We start from the raw sequence: 20,898 nt of genomic DNA, 5'->3' as shown, positions 1-20,898 counted from the left end.
AAACTTTTGTTGAAAAGATTAGCTGAAAATAGAAACGAGGTGTGCCATGGAAATTGGTGAGAAGTTGAGAAATTTACGCATTCAGAAAAATTTAACACAAGAAGAATTAGGCGAAAGAACGGATTTATCCAAAGGCTATATTTCCCAATTGGAGCGGGATTTAAGCTCACCATCAATGGAAACATTTTTCTCAATTTTAGAAGTACTAGGCGTGACGCCAGAGCAGTTTTTTAGTCAGCAACCGCTTGAACAGAAAATTGTCTACAATGAAGAAGAAAGTACCCTCTATTATGATGAAGAACATGGCTATGAACTAAAATGGTTAATTCCAGCCTCAAATGAAAAAGAAATGGAACCTGTCATTATTACTTTTGATAAAAATGGCGAATACAAAACGTTTGAACCTTCTCTATCAGAAACATTTATTTATGTGATTGATGGCTCCATTCGTTTGACATTAGGGGAAGCCACGTATATTGCTAAAAAAGGTCAAACCATGTATTACCAAGCAACAGAACCTCACCAAATTAGCAACAATGGTCGAGGAAAAAGTCGTGCGTTAATTGTGGCGACAGAATCGTATTTATAAAGGACGAAATGGAGGAGTTTATCCAGTGAGAAACCATGTGATTTCATTTGAAAATGTTGTCAAACAATTTGACGATGAACCAGTATTAAAAAATGTCAGCTTTGAAATTGAAGAAGGAAAATTTTATACGTTATTAGGACCTTCAGGATGTGGCAAAACAACGATTTTGCGTATTATTGCGGGATTCAATGACGTGACTTCTGGCGATGTTTATTTTGATGGTAAAAGAATAAATGATGTACCTGCCAATAAACGCCAAGTCAATACCGTGTTTCAGGATTATGCTTTGTTTCCTCACATGAATGTTTTTGATAATGTTGCGTTTGGTTTAAAAATCAAAAAACTATCCAAAGCAGAAATTGAAAAAAAAGTGAAAGAGGCATTACGTTTGGTTCAATTACCCGGCTACGAAACACGTGAAATTAGTGAAATGTCTGGGGGCCAGCGTCAGCGGGTCGCAATTGCACGAGCGATTGTCAATGAGCCAAAAGTATTGCTTTTAGATGAGCCGTTATCCGCTTTAGATTTGAAATTACGCACAGCGATGCAATATGAACTACGTGATTTACAACAACGTTTAGGAATTACTTTTATTTTTGTGACCCATGATCAAGAAGAAGCATTAGCGATGAGTGATGAAATTTTTGTCATGAATAAAGGTCATATCGTGCAAAGTGGCACACCAGTCGATATTTATGATGAACCGATTAATCACTTTGTTGCTGACTTTGTGGGGGAAAGTAATATTGTGGATGGCGTGATGCTGGAAGATAATTTAGTTTCATTTGTGGGCAAAAAGTTTGAATGTGTCGATGGCGGCATGCGGAAAAATGAACCTGTAGAAGTCGTTTTACGTCCAGAAGACTTAACGATTACCACGCTTGAAAAAGGCAAGCTAACCGTAACGGTGGACACGCAGTTATTCCGCGGCGTTCATTATGAAATTATTTGTTTTGATGAACAAGGAAACGAATGGATGGTGCATTCCACTCGAAAAGCCAAAGAAGGCGCTCAAGTAGGGCTCTCTTTTGAGCCAGAAGATATTCACGTGATGCGCTTCAATGAATCAGAAGAAGACTTTGATGCCCGTTTAGAAAGTTACGACGAGTAAACGAAAGGGGAAAATAAAATGAAAACAATGCGTCGAATTTATTCGATTCCCTATGTAATGTGGTTACTTTTATTCGTCATTGCGCCAGTGCTAATGATTATTTATCAATCATTTTTCGATATGAATGGCCAGTTTACCTTGGCGAATTACCAAACGTATTTTACATCAGGAACGTATTTAAGTATGACCATTAATTCGGTTTGGTATGCTTTTCTGATTACCATTTTTACGTTATTGGTAAGTTATCCTACGGCTTATTTTTTGACAAAGCTCAAGCATAAACAGTTATGGTTAATGCTCGTTATTTTACCAACATGGGTGAATTTATTATTAAAAGCTTATGCCTTTATTGGGATTTTCAGTATTCATGGGAGTATCAATCAGTTTATGAGTTTTATGGGTTTGGGTACGCACCAGATTCTGTTTACAGATTTTAGTTTTTTATTTGTCGCAACGTATATAGAAATTCCATTTATGATTATGCCGATTTTTAATGCCTTAGAAGAGATGAATCCTTCATTGATTAGTGCTAGTCGGGACTTAGGAGCTAGCAGTGCGGAAACATTCCGCCGTGTCATTTTTCCTCTCTCCCTAAACGGTGTGAAAAGTGGCGTTCAAGCTGTCTTTATTCCTTCGCTCTCGCTCTTTATGTTAACGCGTTTAATTGGCGGCAATCGGGTGATTACGTTGGGAACGGCGATTGAGGAACACTTCTTAGTAACGCAAAACTGGGGCATGGGTTCAACAATTGGTGTGATTTTAATTGTTGCCATGTTTATTGTGATGTTGCTGACGGGTGAGAAGAAGAAAGGGCGTGGCAAATAATGCAAAAGAAAAAGTTTAAATGGTCTTATGTGTATTTATTCGTTGTCTTTGCGCTACTGTACGCACCAATCTTTTATTTGATTTTTTATTCGTTTAACGACACGCAAACGATGAATCAGTTTACTGGTTTTACGTTAGATAATTATCGGAACGTTTTCGAAGACACACGCTTGTTAACCATTGTTCTGAATACGTTTTTGCTAGCTTTCTTATCGGCTTTAATAGCAACCATCATTGGAACATTTGGTGCGATGGGGATTTATTATACAAAACGTCGTAAAAACCGGAACACGTTGCTTAGCTTTAATAACATTTTACTCGTTTCACCAGATGTTATTATTGGAGCCAGTTTCTTAATTTTCTTCACGGCAGTAGGGTTTATCAGTTTAGGTTTTACAAGTGTATTATTGTCGCATATTGCCTTTAGTATTCCAATTGTTGTTTTAATGGTTTTACCAAAACTACAAGAGATGAACGATTCTATGGTAGATGCGGCACGGGATTTAGGGGCCAATAATGTTCAAGTGATTAAAAATATTATTTTGCCTTTTTTAGCGCCAGGAATTATTGCTGGCTACTTTATGGCCTTTACTTATTCGTTGGACGATTTTGCCGTAACATTCTTTGTGACAGGCAATGGTTTTTCAACATTATCTGTTGAAATTTATTCACGAGCACGTCAGGGAATTAGTTTAGAAATCAATGCCTTAAGTGCGTTAGTATTCCTATTCTCAATGATTCTAGTTGTCGGTTATTACTTTATCAGTAAAGACAATACGCCAAAACGTTTAAAGAAAATGCGTCGGGAACAAAGTGAGGTGGCCAAGTTAAAATGAAAAAATTACAGTCACTTTTTATTGGAATTATCGCTATTATTGTCATCTTGTTTTTTGGCGTGCGCCAATTGGAGAAAGCAAGTGGCATGGCAGGAGCAGATACCTTGACCATTTACAATTGGGGGGACTATATAGATCCGGCCTTGATTAAGAAATTTGAAAAAGAAACAGGTTATAAAGTCAATTACGAAACCTTTGATTCTAATGAAGCCATGTATACAAAAATTCAGCAAGGTGGTACAGCCTATGATATTGCCATTCCTTCTGAATATATGATTCAAAAAATGATGAAAGCGAAGATGCTTTTACCACTTGATCACAGCAAATTAAAAGGCTTAGAAAACATTGATGCACGCTTTTTAGATCAATCCTTTGATCCAAAAAATAAGTTTTCCGTTCCATACTTCTGGGGCACGTTGGGGATTATTTATAATGATAAATTTATTGACGGCCGTCAGATCCAACATTGGGATGATTTATGGCGCCCGGAATTAAAAAATAATGTCATGCTGATTGATGGCGCTCGCGAAGTGTTAGGATTATCTTTGAACAGTTTAGGCTATTCGTTAAACAGTAAAAACGACCAACAATTACGTCAGGCTACCGATAAGTTAAACCGATTAACGAACAATGTCAAAGCAATTGTTGCCGATGAAATCAAAATGTACATGGCTAATGAAGAAAGTGCAGTTGCTGTAACTTTCTCTGGTGAAGCTGCTGAAATGCTAGAAAACAATGAACATCTACATTATGTGATTCCCAGTGAAGGCTCTAATCTCTGGTTTGATAACATTGTGATGCCTAAGACAGCCAAAAATAAAGACGGCGCCTATGCATTTATGAACTTTATGTTACGACCAGAAAATGCAGCACAAAATGCAGAATATATTGGTTATTCCACACCAAATAAAGAAGCTAAAAAACTATTACCAAAAGAAGTTGCCGAAGATAAACAATTTTATCCAGATGATGAAACCATCAAACATTTAGAAGTTTACCAAGATTTAGGTCAAGAATACTTAGGAATTTATAACGATCTGTTCTTGGAGTTTAAGATGTATCGGAAATAAAAAAAGTATCTTCGTAACTTTCGAATCGCCCCTAAAAGTTAGATTTTTAGTCTAACTTTTAGGGGCGGCTTTTATTCATACAAGCTTCTAATTGAGGCACGAAGAAACCTGTGCTACACTTTGTATAAAGCATAAAAGGAGCAAAGAAATGAAGAGGAAAACAATCCGAATACTACTAATCAGTAGCGGTCTTATTTTAATCCTGTTGGTTGGTTACCGTTTGTATCTAGAATATCAAACAGATATTCAATTATTTTTGAATCCTAAAGCCAGTAAGACACAATTATTAGAGCGAATTCGTTCACATGGTTTTTCAGCAGCGCTGTGGTTAGTTTTTTTGACAGTAATTATGTGTGCAGTACCAGGGATTCCGACCTCGGTAATCGGTGTGATTGCAGGATTGAGTTTTGGTCCATTTAGTGGCACACTCATTAATGTTTTAGGGAATAGTATGGGAAATTTGGTTGCAATCTTTTTGATGCATCATATAAAATTTTTAGATAAAAAAACGGAGACCAATCATTGGGTCCAGTCCATTCGACGGATGAAGCATCCAAAAATTGGGATTATGGTAGGCTACATGATTCCAATTATTCCTTCTTCTGTGATTAATTTTGCTGCAGATACTATGCAGTTGCCATTAAAAAATTTAATAGCCGCTATATTCATTGGTGTAATTCCTTCCTCAATACTTTACGCATGTGGAGGCGAAGCACTATTTCATGGATATAATAAAACGGCAGTATTGTTAATTGTGAGTGTTCTTTTGTTCGTTGGCTTGGTGGTCATTATTGAGAAAGATAGAAAAAGATTTCAAAAAACTGTTCTTTAAGAACGGTTTTTTTGTGCATTTGAACAATAAATCCTGTTAAATTTACAATTTTAAAAAGAAAGGACTTTGATAAAATGAAAGCGTAAACAATTTAAGGAGCTGATTTTGAATGCCAGATATTACAATATCTTGGGTTGCTGCAATTTTAGGATTAGTTGTAGCGATAGTATTAATTTTGAAAAAATTTAATCCTGTGTATTCCTTGTTTTTTGGTGCAATTGTTGGTTGTCTTATTGGAGGCGCTTCCCTGTCAGATACAGTCGCTGTTCTATTAAACGGAACACAAAGTATTATGGGAACCGCAATCCGTGTCTTAGCAGCCGGCATGTTGGCGGGTGTGATGATGGAATCTGGTGCGGCAGAATCAATTGCCAACGCCATTGTACAAAAGCTTGGCGAGAAAAAAGCTATTTTATCTTTGGCATTATCCACAATGGTAATTACAGCAGTGGGCGTATTCATTCCTGTTGCAGTGTTGATTGTTGCCCCGATTGCTCTATCTGTTGGGAAAAGTACGGGTATCAGTAAGTTATCATTATTGATTGCCTTATCAGGTGGCGGCAAAGCGGGCAATATTATTTCGCCTAATCCAAATACTATTGCAGCGGCGAACGGCTTTGATTTACCTCTAAGTGACGTTATGATTGCTGGCTTTATTCCAGCCGTATTTGGCTTAATTACAGCTGTTGTTCTTGCAAATATCATGAGAAGCAAAGGATCAATGGTCAAAGAAACGGATCTTGTAGAGGAACAAACAAAAGAATTATTACCTTTGAAAAAGGCGTTGATCGCGCCAGTGTTAGCGATTGTCTTATTATTACTTAATCCGATTGGCGCCGTTTTAAATATTTCTTTCATCAAAAGTTTGAATATTGATGCTCTGTATATTTTGCCGTTCGCCTCAGTTGTTGGGACAATTGCGATTGGGCAAACAAAACAACTGGCCTTTTATGCATCTTCTGGCTTGAAGAGAGTAACCGATACCGTTTTAATTTTAATTGGTGCAGGTGCAATTGCTGGATTAATTTCTGTTTCTGATTTATCAACACAAATTGTCCACTTAATTTCTGTTATGGGAATTTCTGGAACCTTCTTGGCACCGATTTCTGGTATTTTAATGGGCTTAGCAGTTGGTTCAACATCCACAGCGGTTATTTTAGCGACAGGTTCTTTTGGACCAGCGATTTTAGATATGGGCACATCTTCACTTTCAGCAGCAGTCATGGTGCATACTGGGGCAACTGTGATTGATAGTGTTCCTCAAGGCAATTATTTCCATATTACGGCACAAAGTATGAATATGACGATTAAAGAAAGAATTCGAGTGATTCCTTATGAAATGTGTGTCGGTGGGGTAATGACGATTGTTGCAACCATTTTATATGGCTTTATTTTAAACTAGTTGGAAAGTAGGCGCGAAAAGATGACGAAAAAATTTGTTTTGGCTCCAGACTCATTTAAAGAAAGTATGAGTGCAAAAGAAGCCTGTCTGGCAATGGAAAAAGGGATTTTAGCTGTATTTAAAGATGCAGACATTCAACATGTCCCGATGGCAGATGGCGGGGAAGGAACGGTGGATTCCTTAGTGGATGCAACAGGAGGCACAAGAATACCAGTGCGTGTGGCAGGACCGCTTCCTGATCAAATCGTTGAAACCTATTACGGCTTATTAGGTGACCAAGAAACGGTGGTCATTGAAATGGCGAAAGCTAACGGAATTGAATTGGTCAAAGCAGCAGAACGTAATCCCTTGATCACTTCTACTTATGGTACAGGAGAAATGATTCAACATGCGCTCAATCATGGGGCAAAAAAAATCATTATCGGCATTGGTGGTAGCGTGACAAATGATGGGGGTGCAGGTATGATTCAGGCACTTGGTGCGCGTTTGTTAGACAAGGAAGGGCAAGAATTGACACGTGGCGGTGGTGCATTAGATAAACTGGCGCAGATCGATTTAACACAGTTTGATCAACGTATTTTTGCTACCGAAGTTCTAGTAGCAAGTGATGTGAATAACCCACTAACAGGGCCAACAGGGGCGTCTCATGTCTTTGGTCCGCAAAAAGGTGCGACAGAAGAAATGGTGGCTCAATTAGATAAAAACTTAGCCCATTATGCAGCGATCATCAAAAAAGAGATCGGCATTGATGTTGAGATGATGCCAGGTGCAGGAGCTGCTGGTGGTTTGGGTGCAGGGTTACTAGCATTCACAAAAGCTCAGTTACGCCCAGGGATTGATATTGTCGTAGAAGTGAATCAATTAGAAGAAAAAATAAAAGCCGCTGATTATGTCTTTACTGGTGAAGGCGGTATGGATTTTCAAACAAAATTCGGCAAAGCCCCTTATGGCGTCTCACGTTTGGCCAAGAAGTATCAAAAACCGGTTTTCGCTTGTGCTGGCTATATCGGCAAAGATGTGGATGTCCTCTATGAAGAAGGGATGACGGCTATTTTTGGAATTTTGGCCAAAGCCGAACCATTGGAAGCAGCATTGAAAAATGGACCAGTTAACTTAGAAAGAACCGTTGAAAATATTGCTCGTACATTACAGCTAGTGCCTTGTGACTAAGAACTAACCATGGTATCATCAGTAATGAAAGCTGAAATAAAAATGTTCAGTCGTTGATCTGAAGAATTAAGCGTTTGGGACATAAGTCATTGCGGCTTATGTCCCAAACGCTACTCGCTTTTTAGAAAGTTGGCGATAGCAATGTTAAAATTAGACAAAATCCAAGCAAATAAAATTGTTGAAAAGTTGATGGCAGATATTCCTTATAACATCAATATTATGGATGAACGAGGAAAAATTATTGCGAGTGGAGATTCTGCTCGAATTGGGGAACGCCATCGTGGTGCAGAAAGAGCCATCAATGAACGAAAAAATATTGAAATTTATAAAGATACTTCTTTAGAGAAAAAAGGCACCAATGAACCGATTATTTTGAATGATCACATTTTAGGTGTCGTAGGCATTTCGGGAGAACCAGACGAGGTGCGCAAATTTACCAAGCTTGTGCGCTCGATTGTTCTTTTACTGACAGAAGAATTAAATACACAACAAGAACGCGAAAAAAAGAAAAAACAAAAAAATCAGTTTATCCAGCACTTAATGCATGTTGATTCTGCTTACTCAGAAGCCTTAAAACTTGAAGCGTTGGAACTATATAACCTTCAATTAGATGACCAGAATCATTGTGTACTGACCAAGGACAAGCGCTTATTATCCAGTTATTATCCTGGCCATGAAATATTTGAATGGGAAAATTGTTATCTGGTGATTACTTCTGAACTACCTCAGATAACAAAGCCAGTAACAGAATACCTTGTGATAAGTTCGGAAAAAGCCACGATTCAACAAATGGTCCAAGAGGCACAAAACACGTATTTACTTCTATCGTTTCTCCAATTAGAAAAGGCTAAGTTTTACCAAGCAGAAGATTTTTTCATTCAAGGAATTTTTAATTTTCCTTTTCATATTGAATTGGATTTTTTTGAAACCATCCAGACGATTTATGATGAATACTATGAAACCGTTATTTTTTTCGCCAATCATAACTTAAACATCAATGAAACCTCACAAGTATTACATATCCATCGAAATACATTGAATTACCGTTTGAAACGAATTCATGAATTGACGGGGATGGATCCAAAAGTTTGGCAAGATTTTTGGAAATTGTTCTATTATTTTGCCTATTGCTTTAAAGAACGTTTTGAAAAGTAGTGAGGAGCAGGAATGCTTGTTTGTTAAGCAAGTGTCAGCATATTTTTCGCCAGAATCAAAAATATCTTTTATAATAATTGTAAGGAATCAAACGATTTAGATATCAATGAGGAGTGGTACCAGTGAAAAAAGCAGTTTTAATTGTTAACCCCAGTTCTGGTGGTGAAAAAGCCAAAGAATTTGAAACGTTAGCAGAAGAAAAATTAAAGCAGTTATTTGATGAAGTTGTAGTGAAACAAACAGAAAAAGGCGGCGATGCAGAACAATTTGCCCGTGAAGCTGCGGAAAGTCACTTCGACAGTGTTTTCGTAATGGGGGGAGATGGAACCGTTAATGAAGGAATTAGCGGGTTGGCAGAACAAGCTTACCGCCCGAAATTTGGCTTTTTTCCTTTAGGAACGGTGAACGATTTAGCGCGAGCCTTGAATTTACCGATGGACCCTGAAGAAGCGATTCAACAATTAGATTTAGAAAAAACCAGTGCTTTAGACGTGGGGAAAATCAATGACGACTACTTTATGAATGTCGTTGCAATTGGGACGATTCCAGAGTCAATTAACGACGTGGACGTTGAACAAAAAACGAAGTTAGGAAAACTCGCTTATTTTATTTCAGGTGCCAAACATTTAGCGAATGCTCAAACGTATCCTTTTCATTTAAGCTTGGATCAAAAAGAACAAACCATTGAAAGTAGTACCGTTTTAGTTGGCTTAACGAATTCAATCGGTGGGTTTGAAACATTATTACCAGAGGCCCAAGTGGATGATGGCAAACTTCATTTAGTTTATTTAAAAGATCAATCATTGTGGGATGCAGTAAAAGCAGTCCCAGATTTGTTAAAAGGCGTCGACCAGTCCACTGATAATTTAGTTTACCTAACCTTTAAAGAAGGAACAATCTCCTTAGAAAACCAAGAAGAATTAACCACTAATGTGGATGGTGATGAAGGAGCTGCTTTGCCAATTACGCTGGAAATTTTGCCTAAACACTTGACGGTCTATTGCGGTGAAGAACAAACAAAATAGCTGATTTTTTGAGAAAAGCTAGAACATTTCTATTTGTTTAAAAAACAGATAAGTTCTGGCTTTTCAAATCATCTAAAAGAGAATCAATCAGGGGCTATGCTATACTTTGTTTCTACATATTGATAGATAAGGGAGTTAATGAGATGAGAAGAAAAAAACATAAAAACAAAAAGAAACAAGAACTTTTTGAAGAGATTGAAAAACAAGAATTAGCAGAACAAGAAACTAAGCAATTGAATGAAGAAATCGAAGACCCAGAATTTCGTTCTTTTTTTCAAGATGTCTTGAAAAAATTTCCACAAAAAACGTCTACGGCCATAATGAATGCTTTCGCAACTTCTAAAGGTAAAGCAGAACAATTAGTGACGAACAGTCAAACACAACTCGACAAAGTATTTGATGAATTTTTGGCTGGTGTTTCACCTGATGTGAAAAAGAAAAGTCATCAAACGATTCATTTTGCTGCATTGTCAGCAGCAATTATTGGGTTTTCACCAATTCCATTTTCGGATGCTTTTTTACTGGTACCTGTTCAATTAACTATGATGTCACGGCTGCATAAAATTTTTGGTCAGTCTTGGTCTGAAAGCTTAGGGAAAAGTTTAACCAAAGAATTAGTAGTGGTTAGTTTAGGTAAGAGCGCAGTCGGGAATATTCTAAAAGTGATTCCTGTTGTCGGAACTGTGACTGGTGGCATGGTCAATGCTTCAGTTGCGGTAGCAATTACGGAAGCGCTTGGCTGGGTGACCGTCAAAATGTTAAACGATGGTGTTGATATCTTTGATGATGTGATGTCTTTCAAAGGACAATTTTCAACATTATTTAAAGCCATCCAAAATGCTAAAAAGAAATAATCACTGTATCGATTAACTAGGGTGAGACACATTTAAACTTTTTTAAGTAATTCGTAGCAAATTTCCAAGGTTTTCGTCACAAATTATTCACAGGTTCTCGTTAATATATAAGCATACCAACAAAACACCCAACATAAACACTTTTCATTTTTACTCCTCAAGTAAAAATAACTCCTTTCCACTCAGTCTACCCAACTGAGTGGTTTTTTTGGCGAAAAAAGAGGGCGTTGAACAATTTGTTCAACGCCCTCTTTTAATAGATGGGGAAGTCATTTGTTAAGAATTATTTTTTCCATTCTGCTACTTGGTCTTTATGTGAATCAACCCAATCGCGTGCAGCTTCTTGTGGGTCTTTGCCTTCGTTAATTTCTAACATGACAGATTCCATATCCTTAGTTGTCCAATGGAAATTATCTAACACTTTGTAAGCTTCTGGTTGATCTTCTTTTAGGCCTTGGCGAGCCATTGTGTGAATCGCTTCTTCGCCGCCCATAGTGCCTTTTGGATCAGCTAAATATTTTAAATCATATTTTGCAAACATCCAGTGAGGAGACCAGCCAGTAATAACGATGTCTTCGTTGTTTTTAATTGCTTGTCCTAAGGCGACAGTCATGGCACCTGATGAAGAAGTTTCAACAGACCAATCTTTCAAATTAGGATAAGCTTCTTTAGTTTTCTCTGCTGCTGCAACAACACCAGCCCCAGGTTCAATTCCAGTAATCTTTTTCCCAGCTTGATCAGATAAATCTTCGATAGAATCAACATCCATATAAGAAGGGACGACAATTCCTAGCTTCGCACCTTTAAGGTTTTCACCAAGGTCGTCTAATTTATCTTTATATTGTTTATATTGCTCTGCGTGTGTTCCTGGCAGCCACGCACCAACCATGGCATCTGTTTCACCTTTAGCTACAGATTCCCACATAATTGCGTTATCTAAAGGAGTCGTTTTAACATCATATCCCATATCTTTTAAGACTTCGGCAACCACATGTGTGGAGGCTACTTCGGTATCCCATTCCACATAAGAAAGGGAAATTTGCTTATCATTTGTTGTTGTAAAAATTGAAGCACCAACTAAGCCAGCGACAATTACAACAACCGCTGCAATAATCCCATATTTTTTCTTTTTAGAGGTGGCACCAGCTGCTTTAGGGGCTGCTTTTTTATTATTTAAATGTTGAGTAAAACGGTCAATGATAATCGCTAAAATAACTAAAGCCACACCATTTACGAAACCGTTCCCGACTTGCGCACGTTGTAAAGCGGAAAGGACGCCACGTCCTAATCCAGGCGCACCAATCATTGAAGCAATAACTACCATTGATAGGGCTAGCATGGTTGTTTGGTTAACACCAGCCATAATCGTGTTTTTGGCTAAAGGTAATTCTAATTTGAATAATTTTTGCCAGCCAGTACTACCGTAAGAATCAGCTGCTTCAACAAGTTCATTTGGCACTTGTCGAATTCCTAAGTTCGTAAAGCGAACGGTTGGTGGTAAAGCGAAGATAACAGAGGCGAAGACCCCAGGAACCATACCAATTCCGAAGAATGCAACGGCTGGAATCAAGTAAACGAAACCAGGCATTGTTTGCATGAAGTCCAAAATCGGTGTAATAATACTCTTGGCTTTTTCGCTTTTCGCCATTAAAATCCCTAGTGGCACACCAATGATAATGGAAATAACACTAGAAAGTAAAACTAACGTAACGGTACTCATTAAATCGTTCCATAAGTTTTGATTATAGATAAACATTAAGCCGATAAACGTGAATAAACTTAAGCCGATTTTTTTATTAGAAATAAAGAAAGCAGCAATCGTTAATAGCACAATCAGCACAAGTGGTGGTACGGCTGTTAGTAAGGCAGTAATGTTGTCCATTACACTTTGACCAATTGTTTGTAAAAAGCTGAATAATCCAGCAAATGTTGAAGTTAACCAATCAGTAAAACTTTCAACCCAAGACGCGACAGGTAATTGATACTTATTCATGTTCGTTCACCTCTGTTTCTGCAAGTGCTTCAAGTACGCTACCACGGATGACCACGCCTAATAGTTTGCCGTTATCAGTCACGGCAAGAGGTGTTTGTGCATCATAAATCAGTGGAAAAATATCATTCACTAACATATCTTTGTCGATTGTTTGAATTTCTGGATCCACACATTCTACAAGAGAAGTCCCGTTTTTACGCGCTTCTAAAGCTTTTTCTGCGCGTACAACGCCTTTTAGTTGGCGTTTTTTATCCACGGCAAGTAACATACTCACTTCTTCTTGACGCATCCGTTTTAAAGCAACAGTTGGACCATCAATTTCAATGTTAGTAGTTAAAGCAGGTACCATAATATTTTGGGCAGTTAAGACTTTTGAACGATCCACATCTTCCACGAAGGTTCGCACATATTCGTTGGCTGGGTTGGTTAAAATTTCTTCTCCAGTCCCAATTTGCATAATTTGACCATCTTTCATCAAAGCAATCCGGTCGCCGATTCGTAAAGCTTCATTCAAATCATGTGTGATAAAGATAATGGTTTTTTTGACATTTTCTTGTAAATCTAATAGTTCGTCTTGCATTTCACGACGAATTAACGGATCAAGAGCAGAGAACGCTTCGTCCATTAATAAAATTTCTGGATCGTTAGCCAAGGCACGAGCAAGGCCGACACGTTGTTGCATCCCACCAGATAATTGACTTGGTAATTGGTCTTTAAAAGCAATTAAGCTAGAATTTTCTAAGGCTTTTTCAGCTTTTGCTTGGCGTTCTTCTTTAGGAACACCACGAATTTCTAAACCATATTCCGTATTTTCTAAGATAGTTCGGTGGGGGAAAAGACCAAAGTTTTGGAAAACCATGCTCATTTTATTTCGACGTACTTCACGTAATCCTTCTTTATCTAAAGAAGAAATATCTTGTCCATCAATATAAATATTTCCTGAAGTTGGTTCAATCAAACGATTTAATAAACGAATTAATGTTGATTTCCCACTTCCTGATAACCCCATAATAACGAAAATTTCGCCTTCTTCAACTTCGAAATTTACATCATAAACACCGACTGTGGCACCCGTTTTTTCTAAAATTTCTGTTTTGCTTTTGTTGGCACGAATCATTTCAAGTGCCGGTTTGGTTTTCTTACCAAAGATCTTGGTAAGGTGATTTACTTTTACTTTTGGCAAATCATTGTTCCTCCTCATTAAAAAAAGTGACTACATCAGACTACTATAAAGTTGTCACTTTGTCAAATTAGATGAAAATCTTTCTGAAAATGAAGAAAAACAGTATTTTAACTAGGTTTTATAGTGGTTTTTTATGAAAAATAGAAATAATAAATAAAAAAAGTGACTATTTACCGCAAGATAAGTAGTCACTTTTTTGTTTAAGGATAAAAGAAATTCTGCACTCGTTGTAAGGTTGATTCGTCATGTCCAACAAAATAAAGTGTGTCGTTCAACGAAATCTTTGCATATGGACCAGGTGAGACCAGAAGTTCTTCTTTGTGTTTGATGGCGATAATCGTTGCCGAAGTGTTTTGCCAAAAATTCATTTCGCTAATCGTCGCCTCAAGATAAGCAGCTTCTTCTGTTAAAACTAATGAATAAGGATTCATTGGATTGAAAGAATCAAAACGCTTTGTTTGTTCAACAAGAGTATCTAGAATGCTAGAAAAATGAGTAAGTTCTTCTTTTTGTTTCGCTACGCTATCTAGCAATTCTTCTTTAATTTCAGCAATCGTTTGAACGTCTTGATATTGTGTCACAAAGTCCTGCGCTTTTTCTTTTGATGCCACATAGAAGCCGCTGCCGTGTTTGGCTTTAACGATTTCTAAATCGACTAAAACGATAATGGCTTTGCGAGCTGTTTCTGGCGACACTTGGTATTGGTTAGCTAGGGTGGAACGGGCATGGATTTTATCTCCAACATGTAATTTGCCTTCTGCAATTTTTTCCGCAACATCAACGGCGATTTGTTGATATTTGGGCTTCGTTAAACTGATTTTTTTGGAAGCCATAGTGAATCCCTCCGTTAATTGTTATTTTCCATTTCTTCTAATTCTAAACTGAAATTTTCCCATTGCTCAAGTAGTTCATCTTGTTGCTGACGAGCGTCATCTAATTGTTGGTTTAAAGCCAGCAATTCAACATGATTTTCTAGAATGTCTGGTTGACTCATTTGTGCTTCTAATTGTGCAATTGTCGTATCTAACTGAGCAAGATTTTCTTCGACTTGTGTTATTTTTCTCTGCAAAGTACGGAGTAATTTTTGTTGCTCCTTATTTTGATAAAAGGTATTTTTGGCTGTGACTGGTTCGGGTTTTTTCGCCGCTTCTTCATTAGCTAAGAGGGCAGCGATTTCTTCTTCCTCTTGTTTCTTTTCTAAATAATAATCATAGTCGCCTAAATAAAGTTTGCTGCCTTTTTCAGAAAGCTCAACAACTTTTGTTGCAATTCGATTGATAAAGTAACGGTCATGGGAAACGAAGAGGATGGTTCCTTCATAATCAATCAGCGCATTTTCTAAAACTTCTTTATTATCGATATCCAAGTGATTGGTTGGCTCATCGAGAATCAAGAAATTGTCACGATCCATCGCTAGTTTTGCTAATGCCACACGGGCTTTTTCGCCACCACTTAATAAAGGAATCGTTTTTTCAACATCATCTCCACTGAAGAGAAAGCCACCTAAAATACTTCGAATCTCTTTTTCAGGTGTGGTTGGGTGTTCATCCCATAATTCCGCTAAGACCGTTTTATTGCCATGTAAATTGGCTTGCTCTTGGTCATAGTAACCTACAGAAACATTGGTGCCAAAAGTTTTACTTCCTTTAATGAAAGGAATCCGGTCAATAATTGATTTCAAGAGAGTGGATTTACCAATTCCGTTCGGTCCGACTAAGGCAATGGCTTCTTTGCGACGAATATCCAAGTGAATAGGTTCGGATAAAATATGTTCTTGGTCGTAACCAATGGCGGCATCTTCGACTTGTAAAACAACATTTCCCGAGACTTTTTCACTATCGAAAAGAAAATGCGCCGATTTTTCATCTCCTTGAGGTCGGTCTAAACGGTCCATTTTTTCTAATACTTTTCGGCGACTTTGTGCACGTTTCGTTGTAGATGCACGAACCAGATTTTTGGCAACGAAATCTTCTAACTTATTGATTTCTTCTTGTTGCTTTTCATACGCTTTCCATTCACTGGCTAATTGTTCTGCTTTTAACTCTAAGTATTTGGAATAGTTTCCTTTGTAGTGAGTCATTTTTTTGCGGCTCAGTTCATAAACTTCATTAACTACCTTATCTAAAAAATAACGATCGTGGGAAACAATCAATAGGGCGCCGGCATAGCTTGGCAAATAAGATTCCAGCCAAGAAAGCGTCTCGATATCTAAGTGGTTTGTAGGCTCGTCCAGAATTAAAATGTCTGGTTTTTGTAAAAGCATTCTCGCTAATGCAAGCCGGGTTTTTTGACCACCAGATAAGGTTTGAATATCTTTCGTGTAAAAGGATTCATCAAAGCCAAAGCCGTGAAGGACTGAACGAATTTCATTTTCATAGCCGTAGCCATTTTTTTCAGAAAACGTATGTTGCAATTGATCGTACTCTTTTAAAATTCCTTCATAAACGGAAGTGGTTGGATCCATTTCACTAATTTTAGTTTCTAATTCTCGCATACGCTGTTCCATTTCTAGGATGTCAGCAAAGGCTTTTGTCATTTCTTCCCAAACGGTTTTATCTGATTCTAAGCCGGTATTTTGAGCTAAATAACCTAACGTAGCAGTTTTATTTTTGGCAATGGTTCCGCTATCGGGAGCATCAATGCCTGCAATGATTTTTAAAAAAGTCGATTTTCCAGCACCATTACGACCAACTAAGGCAATCCGACTTTTTGTTGCAATTTCTAAATGTATGTTTTCAAACAATGTTTCCGAGCCAAAATGCCGGGCAACTTGATTTGCTTGTAATAAAATCATCAGTAGTCCTCATTTCTAAATTCATTGCCCTTAGTGTAGCATAAAATCTGCTAAAATAGCACGTATCAAAAAATGCTTTGTGAAGGTTTATACCTTTTATCACAAACTTTTGAAGAAAAATGCTATTTTTGAGCCATAGAATTGCTTTTTATTGTGAAAAACTGCTATTATGTTAATGGATAAGATTTAAGTGAAAGTATTGGAGGTCCAATTGTGAAAGATCAAGTTATTCCAAAAGCAACGGCGCGACGCCTTCCTTTATATTATCGCTACTTAAGAATGTTACATGATACAGGAAAAAATAAAGTCTCATCAACTGAATTAAGTGAAGCGGTACAAGTAGACAGTGCGACTATTCGTCGTGACTTTTCATATTTTGGTGAATTAGGTAAACGTGGGTACGGCTATGATGTTGAAAACTTAATGAACTTTTTTGCAAAAACATTGAATGAAGATGAGTTAACCAATGTCGCATTAATCGGGGTTGGTAATTTAGGAAGTGCTTTATTAAAGTACAAATTCCATCAAAGCAACAGTATTCGTGTAAGTTGCGCATTTGATGTGAATGAAGATATTGTGGGACGCATTGTTGACGGTATTCCGGTTTATCCAATGGAAGATATGATGGAACAAATCCGTGTTCAACAAATCGAAGTAGCTATTTTAACTATTCCAGCTCGCAAAGCGCAAGAAGTTGTGAACAAACTTGCCGAAGCAGGGGTTAAAGGAATTCTAAACTTTACGGCTGCGCGTTTAGTAGCGCCACCTGAAGTATTAATTCAAAATGTTGACTTAACCAACGAATTACAAACATTAATTTATTTCTTACATCATGACAACGAATTGATTGACGAAGAAGAATAAGCAAAAGAAAAGGGCCTAGTCGTTTAGACGAAGGCCCTTTTCTTATTGAATTGTACCATTATGCAAAAGTAGTTGAACAATAATCACAATCGTATTCATGCCGCAATGGGCAATAACTGAGGTCCAAATTTTTCCAGTTTGCTTGTACAAAAGAGCAAAGAAAAATCCCATAAAGAAATAAACAAAAAAGTGACCATCGGCATGTGCGAGTGAAAAAATCGCCGAACTAACAGTAGCCGCAATCCAGAAATTTGTAAAAGGCTGGATTAAATGGATAAATGCATAACGAAAGACGAATTCTTCCATAATCGGACCACCGATAGTAGTTGCCAAAATAAATAAAGGATTTGCCAAAATCACCGCTACAATAGCTTGTGTATTTTGAGAAGTAGCTTGTTCTCCTGTGATGGCTACTTCAATGGCAAAAGTAACCCCTTGAATCAGCATGGCAATGAAAATCCCACTAACACCTAGTAAAAAAATAAAAATAGGTGATTTCAAGGTTGCTGTTTCCTCTAAAGGAGAAGGTTCTGTTGTTTTTAAAAAGATGCCAATCATTACAAGGGCGCCAATAATGTAGAGAGCAGTTGTCACATTAATCGCTGCATTGGGGGAAATACCCGAAAAAAGTAACGGCCCGAAAAAAGCGATAATGTATGTGACTAAAATAAATAAACTTGATTTTCTTAAGGTCATGGTTAATCCTTTCTATAATTATTTTTTACGATTATTGCGATATCCTAATAAAAGAAAAACGAATAAGAAAAAGAAAAGAGATTCCCAAAGTGTCGAAACAATTCCTTCTGTGACACTGAAAACAAGATTTCCTAAATTCGCTATCACAAAATAAACGAAGGTTGCTATTAGTGCTGTAAGTAAACGTTGTTTCATTTTATTCGCCTCCAATCGTAGTCAATTTATTTTACCATGAATTAAAGGATTGGAAAAACATTCCATGAAAAAAGAATACTCAATAAAAAATGCGTATCTTATAATTGACAAGAAAAAGAGAGAAAAGACTTGCATTTTTAGAGTGAAATGAGTATTATAAATAGTGTGAGTTAGCACTCTTATGTATCGAGTGCTAAAATAAGCGAAAACTTTTTATTTGGAGGGATTTATTGTGTTAAAACCATTAGGCGATCGCGTCGTAATTAGAGTCGCGAAAGAAGAAGAAAAAACTGTTGGAGGAATTGTTCTTGCATCCGTTGCAAAAGAAAAACCACAAACAGGTGAAGTTATCGCAGTAGGTGAAGGTCGTGTGCTTGAAAATGGCACAAAAGTTCCGATGGAAGTAAAAATTGGTGACACAGTAATGTTTGAAAAATATTCAGGAACAGAAGTGAAATACGAAGGCGTAGAATACTTAATTGTATCAGCCAAAGACATTATTGCCACTGTTGAATAATAAACAACTTTTACAGAATAATATAATAGAAGAAAAAAATTATGAGGTGAAGAAATCATGGCAAAAGAGATTAAATTTGCAGAAGATGCACGTGCAGCAATGCTACGCGGAGTAGATGTATTAGCAGATACAGTGAAAGTGACATTAGGCCCTAAAGGTCGTAACGTTGTTTTAGAAAAATCATTTGGTTCACCATTGATTACTAACGATGGAGTAACAATTGCTAAGGAAATTGAATTAGAAGATCATTTTGAAAACATGGGCGCAAAATTAGTTTCAGAAGTTGCTTCTAAAACGAATGATATTGCTGGTGACGGAACAACAACAGCGACTGTTTTGACACAAGCCATTGTTCGTGAAGGCTTAAAAAACGTAACTGCTGGAGCTAACCCATTAGGTATTCGCCGTGGGATTGAATTAGCAACAAAAACAGCAGTAGAAGAATTACACAATATTTCATCTGTAGTTGATTCAAAAGAAGCGATTGCACAAGTCGCTGCTGTTTCATCAGGTTCTGAAAAAGTCGGCCAATTAATTGCTGATGCAATGGAAAAAGTTGGTAACGACGGCGTAATTACCATTGAAGAATCAAAAGGGATTGAAACAGAATTAGATGTGGTTGAAGGAATGCAATTCGACCGCGGTTATTTATCTCAATACATGGTTACTGACAACGATAAAATGGAAGCTGTTTTAGAAAATCCATATATCTTAATTACCGACAAAAAAATCTCAAATATTCAAGATATCTTACCTTTATTAGAACAAATTCTACAACAAAGCCGTCCACTATTGATCATTGCGGATGATGTTGATGGGGAAGCTCTACCAACATTAGTATTGAACAAAATCCGTGGTACATTTAATGTTGTCGCAGTAAAAGCGCCAGGATTTGGTGACCGCCGCAAAGCGATGCTTGAAGATATTGCTATTTTAACAGGTGGTACAGTAATCACTGACGACTTAGGGTTAGAGTTAAAAGACACAACTATTGAAAACTTAGGAAATGCTAGCAAAGTAGTTGTCGACAAAGATAACACAACAATTGTTGAAGGTGCTGGTTCAAAAGAAGCCATTGATGCCCGCGTTCATTTAATTAAAAACCAAATCGGCGAAACAACGTCTGATTTTGATCGTGAAAAATTACAAGAACGTTTAGCTAAATTAGCTGGCGGGGTTGCTGTCGTTAAAGTCGGTGCTGCAACTGAAACAGAATTAAAAGAATTAAAATTACGAATTGAAGATGCATTAAACGCAACACGTGCCGCTGTAGAAGAAGGCATGGTTTCTGGTGGTGGTACCGCACTTGTCAATGTAATTGGTAAAGTCGCTGCGCTAGAAGCTGAAGGCGATGTGGCAACAGGGATTAAGATTGTCGTTCGTGCATTAGAAGAACCAATCCGTCAAATCGCTGAAAATGCTGGCTATGAAGGATCAGTGATTGTTGACAAACTAAAAAATGTTGACTTAGGTATCGGATTCAATGCAGCTAACGGTGAATGGGTAAACATGGTTGAAGCCGGTATTGTTGACCCAACAAAAGTAACTCGTTCTGCATTACAAAATGCAGCTTCTGTGTCAGCTTTATTATTAACAACTGAAGCAGTTGTTGCAGACAAACCAGAACCAGCTGCACCAGCTCCTATGATGGATCCATCAATGGGCATGGGCGGTATGATGTAAAAATAAAAAAGTATTCTAAAAGCTTACGATTGAAAAATCGTAAGCTTTTTTTTACATAAAGAATAAATAATCTAAATAATATCTTTGCTTATGGTATTTTCTCA

At 37.4% G+C, this 20,898-nt stretch carries 20 protein-coding genes; 14 read left to right on the top strand and 6 right to left on the bottom strand.

Annotated elements, in window-relative coordinates; translation table 11 throughout:
* Positions 1-46: 46 nt before the first annotated feature.
* From IGL37_RS10485 to IGL37_RS10435, 11 genes are all read left to right on the top strand, one after another.
* Entirely contained in the window at positions 47-589 is a 543-nt protein-coding gene (locus IGL37_RS10485; protein WP_002356507.1) for a helix-turn-helix domain-containing protein, read from the top strand.
* Positions 590-614: 25 nt separating this feature from the next.
* Positions 615-1,700: an ABC transporter ATP-binding protein gene (locus IGL37_RS10480; protein WP_002356508.1), complete on the top strand. Its 1,086-nt coding sequence runs from the start codon at positions 615-617 to the stop codon at positions 1,698-1,700.
* An 18-nt stretch (positions 1,701-1,718) separates the two neighbouring features.
* Entirely contained in the window at positions 1,719-2,525 is an 807-nt protein-coding gene (locus tag IGL37_RS10475) for an ABC transporter permease (RefSeq protein WP_002356510.1), read from the top strand.
* Entirely contained in the window at positions 2,525-3,361 is an 837-nt protein-coding gene (locus IGL37_RS10470) for an ABC transporter permease (RefSeq protein WP_002356512.1), read from the top strand. The genes IGL37_RS10475 and IGL37_RS10470 overlap by 1 nt, the downstream gene beginning before the upstream one ends.
* The gene (locus IGL37_RS10465) at positions 3,358-4,431 is read left to right on the top strand and encodes an ABC transporter substrate-binding protein (protein WP_002359578.1); all 1,074 of its coding nucleotides are present in this window, start codon (positions 3,358-3,360) and stop codon (positions 4,429-4,431) included. The genes IGL37_RS10470 and IGL37_RS10465 overlap by 4 nt, the downstream gene beginning before the upstream one ends.
* 148 nt (positions 4,432-4,579) lie before the next feature.
* Positions 4,580-5,263 (top strand): TVP38/TMEM64 family protein, encoded by a 684-nt coding sequence (locus tag IGL37_RS10460; protein ID WP_033917839.1) that lies wholly within the window; start codon positions 4,580-4,582, stop codon positions 5,261-5,263.
* Between the two features lie 109 nt (positions 5,264-5,372).
* Positions 5,373-6,665 carry a GntP family permease gene (locus IGL37_RS10455; RefSeq protein WP_002359581.1) on the top strand — a complete coding sequence of 431 codons (1,293 nt, stop codon included), beginning with the start codon at positions 5,373-5,375 and terminating at the stop codon, positions 6,663-6,665.
* A gap of 21 nt (positions 6,666-6,686) precedes the next feature.
* Positions 6,687-7,835, top strand: a complete 1,149-nt coding sequence (locus IGL37_RS10450) for a glycerate kinase (RefSeq protein ID WP_002370503.1) — start codon at positions 6,687-6,689, stop codon at positions 7,833-7,835.
* Positions 7,836-7,976: 141 nt separating this feature from the next.
* The gene (locus IGL37_RS10445; protein WP_002359587.1) at positions 7,977-8,990 is read left to right on the top strand and encodes a CdaR family transcriptional regulator; all 1,014 of its coding nucleotides are present in this window, start codon (positions 7,977-7,979) and stop codon (positions 8,988-8,990) included.
* A gap of 122 nt (positions 8,991-9,112) precedes the next feature.
* A complete protein-coding gene (locus tag IGL37_RS10440; protein WP_010713166.1) occupies positions 9,113-10,015 on the top strand; it encodes a diacylglycerol/lipid kinase family protein in 903 nt (300 codons plus the stop codon).
* Positions 10,016-10,134: 119 nt separating this feature from the next.
* A complete protein-coding gene (locus IGL37_RS10435; RefSeq protein ID WP_002384134.1) occupies positions 10,135-10,869 on the top strand; it encodes a YcjF family protein in 735 nt (244 codons plus the stop codon).
* 283 nt (positions 10,870-11,152) lie between these two features.
* Here IGL37_RS10435 and IGL37_RS10430 read toward each other — a convergent pair whose 3' ends face one another.
* From IGL37_RS10430 to IGL37_RS10415, 4 genes are all read right to left on the bottom strand, one after another.
* Positions 11,153-12,862 (bottom strand): ABC transporter permease/substrate binding protein, encoded by a 1,710-nt coding sequence (locus IGL37_RS10430; RefSeq protein WP_002356521.1) that lies wholly within the window; start codon positions 12,860-12,862, stop codon positions 11,153-11,155.
* Positions 12,855-14,045 (bottom strand): quaternary amine ABC transporter ATP-binding protein, encoded by a 1,191-nt coding sequence (locus IGL37_RS10425; protein WP_002388977.1) that lies wholly within the window; start codon positions 14,043-14,045, stop codon positions 12,855-12,857. The genes IGL37_RS10430 and IGL37_RS10425 overlap by 8 nt, the downstream gene beginning before the upstream one ends.
* A gap of 200 nt (positions 14,046-14,245) precedes the next feature.
* Positions 14,246-14,878, bottom strand: coding sequence for a GntR family transcriptional regulator (locus tag IGL37_RS10420; protein WP_002356525.1), 633 nt, complete (start codon positions 14,876-14,878; stop codon positions 14,246-14,248).
* A 14-nt stretch (positions 14,879-14,892) separates the two neighbouring features.
* Complete coding sequence (locus IGL37_RS10415) at positions 14,893-16,839, bottom strand: ABC-F family ATP-binding cassette domain-containing protein (RefSeq protein ID WP_002362558.1); 1,947 nt, start codon at positions 16,837-16,839, stop codon at positions 14,893-14,895.
* 213 nt (positions 16,840-17,052) lie between these two features.
* Here IGL37_RS10415 and IGL37_RS10410 point away from each other — a divergent pair, with 213 nt between their 5' ends.
* Positions 17,053-17,703, top strand: coding sequence for a redox-sensing transcriptional repressor Rex (locus IGL37_RS10410; RefSeq protein ID WP_002356528.1), 651 nt, complete (start codon positions 17,053-17,055; stop codon positions 17,701-17,703).
* A gap of 42 nt (positions 17,704-17,745) precedes the next feature.
* Here the strand turns inward: IGL37_RS10410 and IGL37_RS10405 are convergent, their stop codons facing one another.
* Both IGL37_RS10405 and IGL37_RS10400 read right to left on the bottom strand, forming a co-directional pair.
* Entirely contained in the window at positions 17,746-18,399 is a 654-nt protein-coding gene (locus tag IGL37_RS10405; RefSeq protein WP_010709849.1) for a CPBP family intramembrane glutamic endopeptidase, read from the bottom strand.
* Between the two features lie 18 nt (positions 18,400-18,417).
* Positions 18,418-18,594, bottom strand: coding sequence for a hypothetical protein (locus IGL37_RS10400; protein ID WP_002356530.1), 177 nt, complete (start codon positions 18,592-18,594; stop codon positions 18,418-18,420).
* Positions 18,595-18,826: 232 nt separating this feature from the next.
* Between IGL37_RS10400 and groES the strand changes: the two genes are divergently transcribed.
* Positions 18,827-19,111, top strand: a complete 285-nt coding sequence (gene groES, locus IGL37_RS10395; protein ID WP_002356531.1) for a co-chaperone GroES — start codon at positions 18,827-18,829, stop codon at positions 19,109-19,111.
* Positions 19,112-19,168: 57 nt separating this feature from the next.
* Complete coding sequence (groL, locus tag IGL37_RS10390) at positions 19,169-20,794, top strand: chaperonin GroEL (RefSeq protein ID WP_002362559.1); 1,626 nt, start codon at positions 19,169-19,171, stop codon at positions 20,792-20,794.
* The last annotated feature ends 104 nt before the right edge of the window (positions 20,795-20,898 follow it).

Source organism: Enterococcus sp. AZ119 (genome assembly GCF_050546175.1).
GTDB lineage: Bacteria > Bacillota > Bacilli > Lactobacillales > Enterococcaceae > Enterococcus > Enterococcus faecalis.
The sequence above is the reverse complement of the archived record's forward strand: the minus strand, read 5'-3'. Positions and strand labels throughout refer to the sequence as shown.